The sequence below is a fragment of the Streptomyces sp. NPDC028308 genome, from assembly GCF_055565855.1.
Window position 1 is genome coordinate 231,294 of sequence record NZ_JBVHTO010000012.1, and the last position, 14,965, is coordinate 246,258.

Annotated in this window: 13 protein-coding genes; 2 read left to right on the forward strand and 11 right to left on the reverse strand. The window is 74.1% G+C overall.

Going from position 1 to position 14,965, the window contains the following annotated elements; genetic code table 11:
• Nucleotides 1–73: 73 nt before the first annotated feature.
• Complete coding sequence (locus tag ACZ4VA_RS28095) at nucleotides 74–1,228, reverse strand: anhydro-N-acetylmuramic acid kinase (protein ID WP_388902707.1); 1,155 nt, start codon at nucleotides 1,226–1,228, stop codon at nucleotides 74–76.
• 4 nt (nucleotides 1,229–1,232) lie between these two features.
• On the reverse strand, nucleotides 1,233–2,525 hold the full coding sequence (locus ACZ4VA_RS28100; protein ID WP_468082903.1) for an MFS transporter: 1,293 nt from the start codon (nucleotides 2,523–2,525) through the stop codon (nucleotides 1,233–1,235).
• A gap of 260 nt (nucleotides 2,526–2,785) precedes the next feature.
• Here ACZ4VA_RS28100 and ACZ4VA_RS28105 point away from each other — a divergent pair, with 260 nt between their 5' ends.
• Nucleotides 2,786–5,455 (forward strand): ATP-binding protein, encoded by a 2,670-nt coding sequence (locus tag ACZ4VA_RS28105; protein ID WP_468082905.1) that lies wholly within the window; start codon nucleotides 2,786–2,788, stop codon nucleotides 5,453–5,455.
• 67 nt (nucleotides 5,456–5,522) lie between these two features.
• On the opposite strand, the gene pcaDC is transcribed toward ACZ4VA_RS28105, so the two are convergent.
• The 7 genes from pcaDC to ACZ4VA_RS28140 are packed head-to-tail and all read right to left on the reverse strand — an operon-like array spanning nucleotide 5,523 to nucleotide 12,002.
• A complete protein-coding gene (gene pcaDC, locus ACZ4VA_RS28110; protein ID WP_356166242.1) occupies nucleotides 5,523–6,671 on the reverse strand; it encodes a bifunctional 3-oxoadipate enol-lactonase/4-carboxymuconolactone decarboxylase PcaDC in 1,149 nt (382 codons plus the stop codon).
• Nucleotides 6,668–8,041 (reverse strand): 3-carboxy-cis,cis-muconate cycloisomerase, encoded by a 1,374-nt coding sequence (pcaB, locus tag ACZ4VA_RS28115; protein ID WP_468082907.1) that lies wholly within the window; start codon nucleotides 8,039–8,041, stop codon nucleotides 6,668–6,670. Before pcaB ends, pcaDC begins: the two co-directional genes overlap by 4 nt.
• Nucleotides 8,038–8,601 carry a protocatechuate 3,4-dioxygenase subunit alpha gene (pcaG, locus tag ACZ4VA_RS28120; RefSeq protein WP_355795637.1) on the reverse strand — a complete coding sequence of 188 codons (564 nt, stop codon included), beginning with the start codon at nucleotides 8,599–8,601 and terminating at the stop codon, nucleotides 8,038–8,040. Before pcaG ends, pcaB begins: the two co-directional genes overlap by 4 nt.
• A gap of 5 nt (nucleotides 8,602–8,606) precedes the next feature.
• Nucleotides 8,607–9,377, reverse strand: coding sequence for a protocatechuate 3,4-dioxygenase subunit beta (pcaH, locus tag ACZ4VA_RS28125; RefSeq protein ID WP_388902699.1), 771 nt, complete (start codon nucleotides 9,375–9,377; stop codon nucleotides 8,607–8,609).
• An 8-nt stretch (nucleotides 9,378–9,385) separates the two neighbouring features.
• A complete protein-coding gene (locus ACZ4VA_RS28130; RefSeq protein WP_452921980.1) occupies nucleotides 9,386–10,588 on the reverse strand; it encodes a thiolase family protein in 1,203 nt (400 codons plus the stop codon).
• Entirely contained in the window at nucleotides 10,585–11,229 is a 645-nt protein-coding gene (locus ACZ4VA_RS28135) for a CoA transferase subunit B (protein ID WP_355785671.1), read from the reverse strand. The genes ACZ4VA_RS28130 and ACZ4VA_RS28135 overlap by 4 nt, the downstream gene beginning before the upstream one ends.
• Nucleotides 11,229–12,002, reverse strand: coding sequence for a CoA transferase subunit A (locus ACZ4VA_RS28140; protein WP_355785674.1), 774 nt, complete (start codon nucleotides 12,000–12,002; stop codon nucleotides 11,229–11,231). Before ACZ4VA_RS28140 ends, ACZ4VA_RS28135 begins: the two co-directional genes overlap by 1 nt.
• 245 nt (nucleotides 12,003–12,247) lie before the next feature.
• Here ACZ4VA_RS28140 and ACZ4VA_RS28145 point away from each other — a divergent pair, with 245 nt between their 5' ends.
• Nucleotides 12,248–12,715 (forward strand): MarR family winged helix-turn-helix transcriptional regulator, encoded by a 468-nt coding sequence (locus tag ACZ4VA_RS28145; RefSeq protein WP_355785676.1) that lies wholly within the window; start codon nucleotides 12,248–12,250, stop codon nucleotides 12,713–12,715.
• 30 nt (nucleotides 12,716–12,745) lie between these two features.
• Here the strand turns inward: ACZ4VA_RS28145 and ACZ4VA_RS28150 are convergent, their stop codons facing one another.
• Both ACZ4VA_RS28150 and ACZ4VA_RS28155 read right to left on the reverse strand, forming a co-directional pair.
• Nucleotides 12,746–13,768, reverse strand: coding sequence for a DUF3048 domain-containing protein (locus ACZ4VA_RS28150; RefSeq protein WP_388902691.1), 1,023 nt, complete (start codon nucleotides 13,766–13,768; stop codon nucleotides 12,746–12,748).
• A 106-nt stretch (nucleotides 13,769–13,874) separates the two neighbouring features.
• On the reverse strand, nucleotides 13,875–14,945 hold the full coding sequence (locus tag ACZ4VA_RS28155) for an ATP-dependent DNA ligase (protein ID WP_355785681.1): 1,071 nt from the start codon (nucleotides 14,943–14,945) through the stop codon (nucleotides 13,875–13,877).
• Nucleotides 14,946–14,965: the final 20 nt, after the last annotated feature.

A 14,965-nucleotide genomic window follows, 5' to 3' on the forward strand; every position in this document is an offset into this window, starting at 1 on the left:
GGCGGATGAGAGGGCTCCCGAAGTGGGGCCCCGCAACTCCAGGTCCGTCGTCGCACGCGGCGCCGGGGGCGGGTCAGCGCACGACGAGCCGCACCGGTGCCCGGTCCGGACGCGCCGGCAGCCGCAGGCCCTCCGGTCCCGGGGTGAGCGAACCGAGCACCCGGGGATGCCGCGCCCCGGTGGCGGCCGGGTCGTTGCCGGGGAGCCCGTGCACCGTCAGGAAGCCCAGGACGGCGAAGGCGTACGCCTCCTTCGCGGCCGACGGCAGGCCCAGCTCACCGGAGCCGCGCAGCGTCACCCCCGGCAACTCGGCGGCCAGCCACGCCATCAGCACCGGATTGCGGGTGCCGCCGCCGGACGCGATCACCTCCGTGGCCCGCACCGAGCGCACCGCGTCCGCGATCGTCCGGGCCGTCAGCCGGGTCAGCGTCGCGATGACGTCCTCGGCGGTCAGCGTCCCGAAACCCGCCAGCGCGTCCCGCAGATAGCCGGGATGGAACAGCTCCTTGCCCGTCGTCTTGGGTGCGGGCAGGGCGTAGTACGGATCGTCGAGCAGCCGGCGCAGCAGCGCTTCGTGCACCGTGCCCCGCCGGGCGAGGGCGCCGTCCACGTCGTGGTCGAGGCGGCCGCCGCTCAGGCCCCGCGCGGCGGCGTCCAGGAGCGCGCAGCCGGGCCCGGTGTCGAAGGCGGTCCCGTCGGGTGCGGTGAGGTTCGCGATGCCGCCGATGTTCAGCGCGACCGGCGTGCCGGGACGGCCGCGCAGCCACCACCGGTCGACCAGGCTCACCAGCGGCGCCCCCTGGCCGCCGGCGGCGATGTCCCGGGGCCGGAAGTCGGCGGCCACCGGCAGGCCGGTCGCCTCGGCGATCCACGCGGGCTGCCCGAGCTGGAGGGTGCCGTGCACCTGGCCGTCCCGGACCCAGTGGTAGACGGTCTGGCCGTGCGAGGCGACCAACTCGGCCGCGCCGTCGCACAGTTCACGGTTCGCGTGCACGGCGGCCGCCGCGAAGGCCCGCCCGATCCGCGTGTCCAGTGCGCAGACCTCGGCCAGGCCGGTGGCCGCGGGCGGCAGCGCCCTCTCCAGCGCCGCCCGCAGGCCGTCGTCGTACCTCTCGCTCACCAGCCCGAGCGGGCGCAGCGTGAGGCCGTCCCCGTCGAGCGTCAGGTCGGCCGCCGCCGCGTCGATCGCGTCGTACGACGTGCCGGACATCAGGCCGATCACCCGCATCCGCTCAACTCCCCTTCTCGTCACGGAGGGTGGCCAGCGCGAGGGCGCTGACCGCGCAGGCCGCCGCCGCGTAGTAGGCGGGGACGTCCACGCTCCCGGTCCGCTCGATCGTCTTGGTGATGATGAGGCCCGCGCAGCCCGAGAACACCGCGTTGGACAGGGAGTAGGCGAGTCCCAGGCCCGTGTAGCGCACGCTCGTGGGGAACATCTCGGAGAGCATCGCCGGCCCGGGCCCGGCCATCAGCCCGACGACCGCGCCCGCCGCGCACACCGCGGCGCCCTTCACCGCGTTGGAGGTACCGCCGTCCTGGAGCAGGTCGAGGAGCGGGATCGCCAGGACCGCGACCAGGACCGCGCCCGTCAGCATCACCGGGCGCCGCCCGACGCGGTCGCTGAGCAGGCCCGCCGGGACGATCGTGGCCGCGAAGCCGAGGTTGGCGAGGACCGTGGCGAGCAGCGCCTGCCGGAACGTGGCGTCGAGCGAGTTCTGCAGATAGGAGGGCAGCACCACGAGGAACGCGTAGCCGGCCGCCGCCCACCCCATGATCCGGGCGGCCCCGAGCGCGATCGCCCGGGCGACCTCGCCGCCCGGCGGCCGCCGCGGCTCCCGCTCCCGCTCCTCGCGGAAGGACGGCGTCTCGTCGAGCCGCAGTCGCAGCCACAGGGCGCCCAGGCCCAGCGGCAGCGTCAGCAGGAACGGCACCCGCCAGCCCCAGTCGGCCAGTTGGGAGGCGGTGAGCACGGTGGCGAGCACCGCCGCCACCGCGGCCCCGGCGAGGAGCCCCAGCGCGACGGTGAACGACTGCCACGACCCGTAGAGGCCCCGCCGGCCCGGTGGCGCGAACTCGGTCATGACCGACACCGCACCGCCGAACTCCCCGCCCGCGGACAGGCCCTGGAGCACCCGGAGGAAGGTGAGCAGCCACGGCGCGAGCGCCCCCGCCGTGTCGTACGTGGGCAGCGCGCCGATCAGCGTCGTCGCCGCCGTCATCAGGACGATCACCGTGACGAGGACCGGGCGTCGGCCGATCCGGTCGCCGAGCCGACCGAACAGGGCGGCGCCCACGGGCCGGAAGAAGAACGCGAGCGCGAAGGACGCGTACGTCCTGACCAGCGCCTCCGCCTCGCCGTCGCCCTCGGGAGTGAAGAACCGCGCCGCGATGACCGTGGCGAGGTAGCCGTACACCCCGAACTCGTACCACTCGATGAAGTTGCCCACCGAACCCGCGAACAGGGCTCTGCGGGAGTGCTCGGGCCGGACGGCGTGTGACGGTGTGCCCCGCACGGGGACGGTCATGTCGGTTCCTCCCGCGGCCGGTGGGGACCGGCGCCGGCGAAGCGGTCCGGTCGCGTCCATGTCGGAAAGTTACCGTCAGTTTCACCGGTGTTGACTGACGACAACTTTCACGGCGGCAGGTCGGAGCCCCGCGGCGTCGTCCTCGGGCACCCGCCGTCACCCTCGAAGGCAACAGGTGCCCGGTCCCGCCTCCACTTCGGCCCCCGGACGGCTAGGCTCGATACCTGTACGTCGTTTGGGCGACCTGGGGAGGTAGCGGGATGACGGAGGCACGGCCCCAGGTGGCCGCCTCGGCCTCCCTGTGGGAGCGCGACGAGGAAGTCGCCACGGTCCGGCGGGCGATCACCGCCCTGCGCGCGGACTCGGCGTCCTCGGGAAGCCTGCTGGTGGTCACCGGCGAGGCGGGCCTCGGCAAGACCGCCCTCCTCGCCGAGGCGCGCCGCATCGCGGAGGACAGCGGCTGCACGGTGTGGTCGGCACGCGGCGGCGAGACCGTCACGTCCGTCCCCTTCAACGTCGTACGCCAGTTGCTGCAACCCGCCCTCGTCTCGCTGATGCCGGAGGAGGCGCGCGAGTACCTGGGCGACTGGTACGACATCGCCGGACCCGCGCTCGGTGTGGCCGAGCCCGGCGACCGCCAGCCCGACCCGCAGGGCGTGTGCGACGGACTGGTCGCCGCGGTACGGCGGCTGGCCAAGCGCGAGTGGCCGCTCGTGCTGCTCGTGGACGACGCGCACTGGGCCGACCAGGAGACGCTGCGCTGGCTCGCCGCGTTCGCCGAGCGGCTCGACGACCTGTCCGTCCTGGTCGTGGTCGCCCGCCGCCCCGGCGACGTGCACGGCGAGAGCGCCCGCCTCCTCGACATGGTCGCCGCCGCGGCCCGTCCCGTCACCCGGCTGAGCGCGCTGACCCCCGACGCGACGGCCGGGATCACCCGCGCCACGCTGGGCGAGCACGCCGACGCGCCGTTCTGCCGCGAGGTGTGGGCGGTCACCGGCGGCAACCCGTACGAGACCGTGGAACTCCTCGCCAAGGTGCAGGACAGCGACCTGGAACCGGTCGAGGCGTCCGCCGCCGAACTGCGCGCCCTCAACCGCTCGGCGCGCGGCCGCGGTCTCGTCGCCCGCCTCGAAGGGCTCGGCATCGACGCCACCCGCTTCGCGTGGGCGGCCGCGATCCTCGGCACCCAGATCTCCCTCGACCTCGCCGCCCAGCTCGCCGGGATGCCGAGCGAGGAGGCCGTGCGCTGCGCCGAACTACTCACCGCCTCACGCATCCTGACGACCACTCAGGACGCCTCCGGGCAGACCGTCGAGGGCGAGCTGGAGTTCGTGCACCCGCTCATCGCCAGCGCCGTCTACCGCTCCATCCCGGACGCCCTGCGCACGGCGATGCACGGCCAGGCCGCGTGGGCGGTCACGGACTCCGGACGCGGCGCCGCGGCCGCCTCCCGCCACCTCCTCGAAGTGCACCCGGACGACGACCCCGAGCTGGTCGACCAGTTGCGCGAGGCCGCCCGGGAACACCTCGCGGTCGGCGCGCCGGACGCGGCCCGCCGCTGCCTGGAGCGCGCCCTCAAGGAACCCCCGCTGCCCGACACCCACGCCCGCGTGCTGTACGAACTGGGCTGCGCCACCCTGCTGACGGCACCCGCCAGGACCATCGGCCACCTGCGCGCCGCACTGGAGATGCACGGCCTCGAAGGCGAGGAGCGCGTCGACGCCGTCTACCGCCTCTCCCAGGCGCTGCTGCACAACGACCAGTTGGAGGAGGCCGTCCGCACGGTCGACGCCGAGGTCGCCCGGCTCGAACCGGGGCCGGCCCGGATGCGGCTGCAGGCCGTGCACTACATGTGGGAGGGCCTGCACGCCGGGGAGGACGGATCCTCGGGAGGCTCGCACGGCCTCGCCGAACTCGTGAAGACCTGCACCGGACGGGACAACTCCGAGCGGGCGCTGCTCATCCTGCGCGGCTTCGACGCGATGATGCACGGGGAGAACGCCGAAGAGGTCGCGGAACTCTGCGACCGCGCCCTCGTCAACGGCCGCCTCGCACCCGGACTCGGCTGGACCGACACCGAGTGGGGCATCGAACTCCTCATGATGCTGAGCAGTTCGTACGCCTACGCGGACCGGCTCGACCGCGCGGAGAGCCTGTTCAGCGAAGCCCTGCGCGCCTACGAGTCGGCGGGCTGGAGCGGCGGCCACCTCGCCCTGGCGCACGCCTACCTCGGTCTCGCGCACCGCAGGCGCGGCCGTCTCGTCGACGCCGAGGCCTCCCAGCGCGAGCCCCTGCGCCTCGCCGAGCGGGTCGGCCGCGGACTGCCCCTGTACTGGTCGGCGACCTGCGGACTCATCGACACGCTGCTCGCCCGCGGTCACGTCGACGAGGCCGAGGAGATCGCCGAGCGCTACGGATTCGCGCCGCCGTACCCGTCCACGATCGTGCTGCCGGACACCCGGTCGGTACGCGGCCGGCTGCTGCTGGCCGTCGGCCGGACGAAGGAAGGCATCAACGAACTGGAGGCCGCGGAGAAGGCCGCGACCTCCCGCGGGCACCACAACACGGTGCTGGCGCCGTGGGCCGTCGACCTCGCCCGGGCGCTGGCCACCGACGACCCGGTACGCGCCGCCGCCCTGGCCGCCGAGGCCCGCCGCCAGGCGGAGCGCTTCGGTACGGACACCGCCATCGGGGAGGCGCTGCGCTGTGCGGCGGCCCTGGAGTCGGGGCAGCGCGCGGTACGGCTGGCCGGGCAGGCCGTCACCTACCTCGAAGCCTCGCCCTGCCAGTACGAACACGCGGCGGCCCGCGTCGAGTACGGCATCGCCTCCCGCTCGGCCGCCGAACTCGACAAGGGCCTGACGCTGGCCCGTTCGTGCGGCGCGGACGGCCTGGTGACCAAGGCCGAACTGGCTCTCCGGGGCCTCTGACCGCTCCGGGCAGGACCCCGCAGGCGGCGGACCGCCGACCCGGCCCGGCGCGGCCGCCGCCGGCGCGTCAGCGGGGTCGGCCGCGGTCCTCGTCGTCCTCCGCGAGCACCCGCTGGGCCACGGCGAAGGCCGAGTTGGCGGCCGGGACACCGCAGTACACCGCGGTCTGCAGCAGCACCGCCCCGATCTCCTCCGGCGTGAGTCCGTTGCGCCGGGCGGCGCGGACGTGCATCGCCAGTTCGTCGTGGTGCCCGTGCGCGACCAGGGCGGTCAGCGTGATCAGGCTGCGCTCGCGGCGGCTCAGCGTCGGGTCGGTCCAGATCTCGCCCCACGCGTAGCGCGAGATGAAGTCCTGGAACCGAGCGGTGAAGGGGGTCTGCCGGGACTGGGCGCGGTCCACGTGCGCGTCGCCGAGGACCTCACGGCGTACGGCCGTCCCACTGGCGGCGTAGCCCCCGAAGTGCCCGCGCAGCGCCGCGAGCACGGCCTCCGGGCGCTCCGCGGGCGCCAGATGCGAGGCGCCCGCGATCTCGGTGAGCGAGGAGCCCGGCACCGCGTCCGCGATCTCCCGCAGATGCGCGGGCGGTGTCGCCGGATCCTCGCGGCCCGCGACCAGCAGCGTCGGGACGGTGATCGACGCCAGCCGGTCACGCAGGTCGAAGGCCGCCAGCGCGTCGCAGCAGGCGGCGTACGCCCGAGGGTCCGCGTTCCGGTGGTCCTCGACGAGCCGCGGCACCGTGAACCCCGGCGTGAACCAACGGGCGTCGGCGGTCGCCGCGAGGCGCTCCAAGCCGTCCCGCCGGACGAGTTCGGCCCGCTCCCGCCACGGCCGGGCGCCGCCGAAGTGGGCCGAGGAGCAGATGACGGCGAGGGACGACACCCGCTCGGGGTGGTGTGCGGCCAGGTGCAGCCCGACCGCGCCGCCCAGGGACACCCCGGCGTACGCGAACCGCTCGACGCCGAGGGCGTCGGCGAGCGCCAGGACGAGCCCCGCCAGGTCGGCGACCGTCGCGCCCGGGCCGATCAGGTCCGCGGGCGAACCTCCGTGCCCTGGCAGGTCCCAGCGGACCACCCGGTGGGTGACCGACAGTTCGGGCGCGACCGCGTCCCACAGCGCGGTGGACGTGCCGAGCGACGGACCGAGGAGCAGCGGGGGAGCGGTGGCGGCCCCCTCGGCGCGGTGGTGCGGCAGCTTGCCGGACGGCTCGGTGGTCACGATCGCTCCAGGGCACGGTCGGTGAGGGCTCCGGCGGAGCCGAGATAGCGGGTGGGGTCGGTGAGTTCCGCGAGGTCGAGCTCCGCGAGCCGCGGCTCCTCGCGGAGCACGTCGGCGAGGGGCCGGTCCTCCGCGACGGCCCGCCCGGCGGCCCGCGTCAGCAGGTCCTTGGCGCGGGCCCGGCCGAGGACGGGGGCGAGTTCGGCGGCGAGCCGCTCGGAGACGATCAGCCCGTGGGTGAGCCCGAGGTGGGCGCGCATGGCGTCCGCGTCGACCCGCAGGCCCTCGGCGAGTTCCGCGGCGTCGCGGGCCGCGCCGCCGGCCAGCCGCAGCAGATCGCGCAGCGGCTCCCACTCGGCGTGCCAGGCACCGGCGGGGCGCTCGTCCTCGGCGGCCATCGACGCGTAGAGGCCGGCCGCGAGGTGCGGTGCCCGCCGGGCCGCCGCGGCGATCAGCGTCGCCCGGACCGGATTGGCCTTGTGCGGCATCGCCGAGGACCCGCCGCCCGTGCCCTCCGCCAGCTCGCCGATCTCGGTACGCGAGAGGGTGAGTACGTCCACGGCCGCTTTGCCGAGCGCGCCCGCCGTGAAGGCCAGCGCCCCGGCCAGGTCCGCGACGGGCGTACGCAGGGTGTGCCAGGGCAACAGCGGTGCGGCGAGCCCGAGTTCACGGGCGTACGCCACCGTCAGCGCGTGCGTGTCGACGGGTGCACGGGGTGCCGTCACGTCCGCCGCGTCCGCTCCGAACACCGTGAAGGCGGCCAGCGTCCCCGCCGCGCCCCCGAGCTGAACGGGCAGTGCGTCCCGTACGGCCGCAAGGCGGTCCCTGGCGTCCAGCACCAGCGACCGCCATCCCGCCGCCTTCAGACCGAAGGTCGTGGGCACCGCGTGCTGCGTGAGCGTCCGCCCCGGCATCGCGGTGTCCCGGTGGCGTACTGCGAGCCGGGCCAGCGCCGACTGGGTGCGGTCGAGGTCGGCCAGGAGCGGGTCCAGCGTGCGCGCGGCCACCAGCATGGCGGCCGTGTCGAGGATGTCCTGGCTGGTGGCTCCCCGGTGGACGTACGGCCCGAACTCCTCGCCTACCGCCGCCGTCAGCTCTCCGACCAGCGGGATCACCGGGTTGCCGCCCGCCCGGGCGCGCAGCGCGATCGCCCCGGCGTCGTAGCGCGCGGCGTCGGCCGCCGCGTCCACCGCGTCGGCCGCCGCCGCGGGAGCCAGCCCGAGCGACACCTGGGCCCGCGTCAGCGCGGCCTCCGCGTCGAGCAGTGCCCGCAGATACGCGGTGTCGCCGGTCGCGGCCGCCGCGGGCGAGCCCGCCCAGCCGGGGGCCAGCAGGCCGGTGTCGGAGCCGAGGGGGTCGACAGCTGTCACTGGAACTCCAGGAAGACCGTTTCGCCTTCGCCCTGAAGGCGGATGTCGAAACGGTACGTCCGGTGCTCCCCCTCGGCCGCGAGCAGCGTGGCGCGCCGGTCGGCCGGGAGCGAGTCGAGCAGCGGATCCGCGCCGTCCGCCAGGTACGCGCGGGTGAACAGGTGGTGCAGCAGGCCGCGGGCGAACACGCACACGCTGATGTACGGCAGCCCGGTGTTGCCCGGCGGCAGCGTGTGCAGGGCGTAGTGCCCGTCGGCGTCCGTGGCGACGCGCCCGAAGCCCGTGAAGTCGGTGCCGTTGCGGCCGAGGTGGCCGCCGGTCACCGGGTCGCGGCGCAGGGAGCCGGGGGCGCCCTTCAGCGATCCGTCCGGGGCCGCCTGCCAGAACTCCAGGAGGGCGTCGGGGACCGGGTCGCCGGCGCCGTCGAGCACGTGTCCGTGCAGAGTGATCGTGTCGGGGTGCCCCTTGGGCGCCACCTGCCCGCCGTCCGGGAACGGCAGCGCGTACCCGTAGAACGGGCCGACGGTGTGCGAGGGGGTGGGGAGCGGCTTGTCGCTCATGGCGGTCAACGGCCTTCCTCGATCCAGGTGGCGGAGGGACCGTCCAGCACGATGTCCCACTCGTAGCCGAGCGAGAACTCGGGTTGGGACAGGTCGTGGTTGTACGTCGCGACCAGCCGCGCGCGGGCGGCCTCGTCGGTCACGGACCGCAGGATCGGGTCGTAGCGGAACAGCGGGTCGTTCGGGAAGTACATCTGCGTCACGAGCCGCTGGGTGAACGCCGTGCCGAACAGCGAGAAGTGGATGTGCGCGGGCCGCCAGGCGTTGGTGTGGTTGCGCCACGGGTACGCGCCCGGCTTGATCGTGGTGAAGGAGTACCGCCCCTGATGATCCGTCAGAGTCCGTCCCACGCCGGTGAAGTTGGGGTCGAGCGGCGCCGGGTGCTGGTCGCGCAGATGGGCGTAGCGGCCCGAGGCGTTGGCCTGCCAGATCTCGACGAGCTGTCCGCGTACGGGACGGCCGTGGCTGTCGAGGAGGCGCCCGGAGACGGTGATGCGCTCGCCGAGCGGCTCGCCCTGGTGCCGGCGCGTGAGGTCGTTGTCGGTCTCGGTGGTGTCGGTGGCGCCGAAGACCGGTCCGGACAGCTCGACCGTCTCCGGGTCGCCGCCGTTCACGGCGACCAGCGGCTGCTTGGGGTGGCGCAGCACCGAGCTGCGGTACGGCGCGTATCCGCGCGGCGGGTGGTGGCGGACCGGCGCACCGCCGGCCACGGCCGTGTCGTAGGCGTTCTGGAGGTCGTCGACCTCGGTGTCGATGTCCGACTGGGTGTGAGCCATGGGACTTCCTAGCGTTCGAGGACGAGGGCGAGGCCCTGGCCCACGCCGATGCAGAGGGTGGCGACGCCGGTGCCGGATCCGGCGGCCTTGAGCTGGTGGGCGACGGTGCCCGCGAGGCGGGCGCCGGACGCGCCGAGCGGGTGGCCGATCGCGATCGCGCCGCCCCGCGGGTTGAGGATCGCGGGGTCGAACCCGGGCCATTCGGCGACGCAGCCGAGCACCTGGGCGGCGAAGGCCTCGTTGAGCTCCAGTGTCGTCAGGTCGCCGAAGCCCTTGCCCGCCTTGGCGAGTGCCCGCTCGACGGCCTCGACGGGGGCGAGCCCGAAGTAGTGCGGGTCGGTCGCGCTGACGCCGGACGGGCCGACCCGGGCGAGTGGTTCGCGGCCGGTGGCCCGCAGTCCTTCCTCGTCGGTGAGGAGCAGTGCGGCGGCCCCGTCGTTGAGCGGCGAGGCGTTGCCCGCCGTGACGGTCCCGTGCTCCGTGCGGAAGGACGGCTTCAGCCGGGCCATCGCCTCCAGGGACGCGTCCGCGCGCACGGACTCGTCCGCGGTGACGAGGACCGGGTCGCCTGTGCGGCGGGGGACGGGCACGGGCACGATCTCGGCGTCGAACAGTCCCGCCGCCTGCGCCTCGGCAGCCTTGCGGTGGCTGGCGAGCGCGTACTCGTCCTGCCGCTCGCGGGTGATCCCGTGCTTCTCGGCGATCAGTTCGGCCGACTCGCCGAGCGGGACGGTCCACTGGGGTGCCATCCGCGGGTTGACCATGCGCCAGCCCAGGGTGGTCGAGTACAGCTCGGTGTGGGCCGCCGGGAACGGCTTGTCGTTCTTGGGCAGCACGTAGGGGGCGCGGGTCATCGACTCGACGCCGCCGGCCAGCGCGATGGAGGCGTCGCCGACCGCGATGGCCCGGGCGGCCTGGAGGACGGCTTCGAGCCCCGAGGCGCACAGGCGGTTGACGGTGACGCCGGGCACGGAGGTGGGCAGTCCGGCGAGCAGGGCGGCCATGCGGCCGACGTTGCGGTTCTCCTCGCCCGCGCCGTTGGCGTTGCCGAAGTACACGTCCTCGATCCGCGCCGGGTCCAGGTCGGGTGTGCGGGCGAGGAGTCCACGGATGGCGTGGGCGGCCAGGTCGTCGGGGCGGACGCCGGCCAGGGCGCCGTTGTACCTGCCGACCGGCGTGCGGACCGCGTCGACGATGTAGACGTCCTTCATGAGATCTCCTCGGGCACGTGCACCTCGGCGGCGGTCCTTGCGGTGATCTCCTCGGCGGTGACGCCCGGCGCGGTCTCCACGAGCACCAGCCCGGCCGGCGTGACGTCCAGGACGCCGAGGTCGGTGATGATCCGGTCGACGCAGGCCTTGCCGGTGAGCGGCAGCGCGCACTCCCTGAGGATCTTGGGGGAGCCGTCCTTGGCGGTGTGGGTCATCACGACGACGACGGTGCGGGCGCCGTGTACCAGGTCCATGGCCCCGCCGATGCCGGTGATCAGCTTGCCGGGGACCGCCCAGTTGGCCAGGTCGCCGCCCGCGGAGACCTGCATGGCGCCGAGCACCGCGACGTCGATGTGGCCGCCCCGGATCATGCCGAAGGACAGGGCCGAGTCGAAGTAGGAGGCGCCGGGCAGGACCGTCACGGTCTCCTTGCCGGCGTTGATCAGATCGGGGTCGACCTGGTCCTCGGTGGGGTAGGGGCCGGTGCCCAGGATGCCGTTCTCCGACTCCAGGACCACCTCCACGCCCGGCGGGAGGTGGTTGGGGATCAGCGTCGGCAGGCCGATGCCGAGGTTCACGTACTGCCCGTCCCGCAGCTCGCGCGCCGCCCGGGCGGCCATCTGCTCCCTGCTCCAGGCCATCACACGCCTTCCGTTCCGCCGGCCGTGACCGTCCGCTTCTCGATCCGCTTGGCGCTCGCCTGCTCCGGGGTCAGCGCGACGACGCGCTGCACGAAGACACCCGGGAGGTGGACCGCGTCGGGGTCGATGGCGCCCGGCTCCACCAGCTCCTCCACCTCGGCGATCGTGATCCGTCCGGCCATCGCCGCGAGCGGGTTGAAGTTCCGCGCGGACTTGTTGAAGACGAGGTTGCCGTGCCGGTCGCCCTTCGCGGCCCGCACCAGCGCGAAGTCGGTGCGGATGCCGCGCTCCAGTACGTACTCGGTGCCGTCGAACTCCCGCACCTCCTTGGGTGGCGAGGCCAGCGCGACGCCGCCGGAGCCGTCGTAGCGCCAGGGCAGTCCGCCGTCCGCGACCTGGGTGCCCACCCCGGCCGGGGTGTAGAAGGCGGGGATCCCGGCGCCGCCGGCCCGCAGCCGCTCGGCGAGCGTCCCCTGCGGGATCATCTCGACCTCCAGCTCACCGGCCAGGTACTGGCGGGCGAACTCCTTGTTCGCGCCGATGTAGGAGCCGGTGACGCGGGCGATGCGGCCCGCCGCGAGCAGGACCGCGAGGCCGGACTCCATCGCGCCGCAGTTGTTGGACACCACGCCCAGGCCGGACACGCCGCGCTCGTACAGCGCGTCGATCAGTGCCGTCGGCACCCCGCTGAGGCCGAATCCTCCGACCGCCAGTGTCGCGCCGTCCGGTACATCGGCCACCGCCCCGAGGGCCGTGGCGACCACCTTGTCCATCCGTGAAGCCCCATCTCTCCCGAGCGACCAGTGCCGCAGTTAGTCAGGGCACTGAGTATCTATCCGAGGTGGCCCACACGCTGCCACTCGCGCCCCGGACAGTCAAGGCCCTCTGCTGGCAAGCCATTGAGAGGGACGACGCGCCCGAGACAGGTGACGGGTGGCCCGGTATCGTTCAGTGCACCAACGAAAAACCGACCTGGTACGTCGCGGGAGCCCGCGGGTACGCGGACCAAGGAGCGCACATGGCCGCGGTGGACCTCTCCACCCACCCCGGGCACCTCGCCCGGCGACTCCAGCAGGCGCACTACCTGCTGTGGAACACGATGGTGTCCGAGGAGATCACCTCACCGCAGTTCGCGGTCCTGAACGCGCTCGTCGCCGAACCGGGGCTGGACCAGCGCACGGTGGGGGAGCGGGTGGGCCTGGACCGGTCCACGATCGCCGAGGTCATCAGCCGGCTCGGCCGCCGCGGTCTGCTGGACAAGGTGCGCGACCCGCAGGACGGCCGCCGCTTCCTGCTCCGCCTCACCGACGAGGGGACGCGCACCCACCGCAAGCTGACCGTGCGCACGGCGCGGATGAACCAGGTCTTCCTCGGCCCGCTGTCCGCCGAGGAGCAGACGCTGTTCCTCGACCTCATCCAGCGGGTCGCGGACGCCGCCGAGAGCCTGCGCAACCCCGGGGAGCCCCTCGCGGCCGGCACGGCCTGACCCCGCCTCCGGACGGACGGCCCGCCCGCGTCAGGATTTGGTGAAGACCACCCACACCTGGCCCTCGGCGAAGTTCATCCGCTTGCCGTCCGCCGTCGTGAACTCCGTGCCGTCCGCCGCCGATCCGCGGTGCCACTCGGCGTCGAACACCCGCCCGTCGCGCAGCACTTCGGCCTTGCCCGACCCGACGGTCTGCGTGTACGGCGTGTAGTTCCCCAGTACGTCGTGGAACCGGGACGTCCGCACCGTCACGTGCTGCACGACCACGGTCGCCGGGGCCGCCCGCCCGGCGTCCGTCGTCACCGTCGGCCTGCCGTCCATCGCCACCAGCCAGCGCTCCCGCTCCGCGGACCAGGTGAAGGTGAAGCGGGCCGCGGGGAAGCGGACCGTGCGCTCGGCCTGCGGAGTGCCGCCCGCGGGCGCCGCCCCGAAGCGGAAACCCGTCGTCAGCGCGTCCGCGCCCGGCGCCGCGTCCATCAGCTTCCGAGGACGGAGGTAGAGGTTGTGCGGGGCGGCCCTGTCGGTGCCGCGGAAGTACGCGGCGGAGTTCTCCTCGGGACGGACCGGGTCCAGCGGCGCCTTGTCGATCAGCGGCAGCAGCTTGTGCTGCGCGCCCGAGAAGGCGAGCGTCGGCTCGTGGAACTGGCGCAGGAGTTCCAGGTCCGACTCGCGGGCGCTGCGCACCGGGCCCACCGTCTCGGGCAGCCGGGTCGCGTACACCGCCATCAGCCGGCTCAGCCCGCCCTCGACCTGCTCCGCGTACACGACGTCCGCGGCGTTCAGCCCCGTCTGGGGCCGGGCGGCGCTCGCGTTGTCGATCTTCACGGCCAGCACCGGGTCCGCGGGTCTCCCGGCGGAGTCCGTGGGGGCCGGCTCGTCGTGCCGTCCGCGCCCGTCGTCGCCCGGGCCGCCGCCGGACGTGCAGCCCGTCACCAGGGAGCCCGTCACCGCGGCGGCCAGCAGCGCCGCCGTCGTCACGCCGCGCCGCATCCGTGTCATCCGTCCCATGCCCACCGTGGCCACCATGTCCTGTGCTGTCGATTGTGCGCTCATATGTTCATCGGTGGCCATACCCGATCTCTTCCGATTGTGCGCGTCGCCTGGGCCGAACGGCTCAGCGAGAGACGGGGGGAGACGCCGTCCCTCGCTGCGGACCCGGTCAGGCGGGCGGTCCGAGGATCTCCGCGAGGTCGTAGCGCACCGGCTCCTCCAGCTGCCCGTAGGTGCAGCTCTCGGCCGTACGGTCCGGGCGCCAGCGGCGGAAGCGGGCCGTGTGCCGGAACCGGGCCCCGTTCTCCATGTGGTCGTACGCCACCTCCGCCACCCGTTCGGGCCGCAGCGGCACCCAGGAGAGGTCCTTCTTCGACGACCAGCGGCTCGGCGCTCCGGGCAGCCGGGCCGACTCGTGGGCGGCCTCCTCGGCCCACGCGGCCCACGGATGGCTCCCGACGTCCGGCATCCGCAGCGGCTCCAGCTCCTCCACCAGTTCCGCGCGGCGCTTCATGGTGAAGGCCGCGGACACCCCGACGTGCTGGAGCGCGCCCCGGTCGTCGTACAGGCCGAGCAGCAGCGAGCCGACGACGGGTCCGCTCTTGTGGAAGCGGTAGCCCGCGACCACGACGTCCGCGGTGCGCTCGTGCTTGATCTTGAACATGGCGCGCTCGTCCTGCCGGTAGGGGACCGTCGGTGGCTTGGCGATCACCCCGTCCAGACCCGCTCCCTCGTACTGCTCGAACCACTGCCGGGCCACCTCGATGTCCGTCGTCGCCGGAGCGACGTGCACCGGGGCGCCGACCCCGGCCAGGGCGCTCGTCAGCAGGGCGCGCCGGTCGGTGAGCGGCACGTCGAGCAGCGACTCGTCCGCCAGTGCCAGCAGGTCGAAGACCACCAGGGAGGACGGGGTCCGCTCCGCCAGCGTCCTTACGCGTGAGGCCGCCGGATGGATGCGCTCCGTCAGCGCGTCGAAGTCGAGCCGCCCGTCCCGGGCGATCACGATCTCCCCGTCCATCACGCAGCGCTCCGGCAGCCGCTCCCGAAGGGCCTCCACCAGCTCGGGGAAATACCTGGTCAACGGCTTGCCGGTACGGCTGCCCAGCTCGATCTCGGCGCCGTCGCGGAACACGATCGCCCGGAACCCGTCCCACTTCGCCTCGTACTGCATGCCCGGCGGGATCTTCGCCACGGACTTGGCGAGCATCGGCTTCACGGGCGGCATCACCGGCAGATCCATGCTCCGATTCTGCGGGCTTC

Excerpts from the sequence above, each read along its gene's own strand:
- ACZ4VA_RS28130 (WP_452921980.1), bottom strand. The coding sequence starts at position 10,588 with ATGAAGGACGTCTACATCGTCGACGCGGTCCGCACGCCGGTCGGCAGG.
- ACZ4VA_RS28135 (WP_355785671.1), bottom strand. The coding sequence starts at position 11,229 with ATGGCCTGGAGCAGGGAGCAGATGGCCGCCCGGGCGGCGCGCGAGCTG.
- ACZ4VA_RS28095 (WP_388902707.1), bottom strand. The coding sequence starts at position 1,228 with ATGCGGGTGATCGGCCTGATGTCCGGCACGTCGTACGACGCGATCGAC.
- ACZ4VA_RS28155 (WP_355785681.1), bottom strand. The coding sequence starts at position 14,945 with ATGGATCTGCCGGTGATGCCGCCCGTGAAGCCGATGCTCGCCAAGTCC.
- ACZ4VA_RS28140 (WP_355785674.1), bottom strand. The coding sequence starts at position 12,002 with ATGGACAAGGTGGTCGCCACGGCCCTCGGGGCGGTGGCCGATGTACCG.
- ACZ4VA_RS28105 (WP_468082905.1), top strand. The coding sequence starts at position 2,786 with ATGACGGAGGCACGGCCCCAGGTGGCCGCCTCGGCCTCCCTGTGGGAG.
- pcaG (WP_355795637.1), bottom strand. The coding sequence starts at position 8,601 with ATGAGCGACAAGCCGCTCCCCACCCCCTCGCACACCGTCGGCCCGTTC.
- pcaH (WP_388902699.1), bottom strand. The coding sequence starts at position 9,377 with ATGGCTCACACCCAGTCGGACATCGACACCGAGGTCGACGACCTCCAG.
- ACZ4VA_RS28145 (WP_355785676.1), top strand. The coding sequence starts at position 12,248 with ATGGCCGCGGTGGACCTCTCCACCCACCCCGGGCACCTCGCCCGGCGA.
- ACZ4VA_RS28100 (WP_468082903.1), bottom strand. The coding sequence starts at position 2,525 with ATGACCGTCCCCGTGCGGGGCACACCGTCACACGCCGTCCGGCCCGAG.
- ACZ4VA_RS28150 (WP_388902691.1), bottom strand. The coding sequence starts at position 13,768 with ATGAGCGCACAATCGACAGCACAGGACATGGTGGCCACGGTGGGCATG.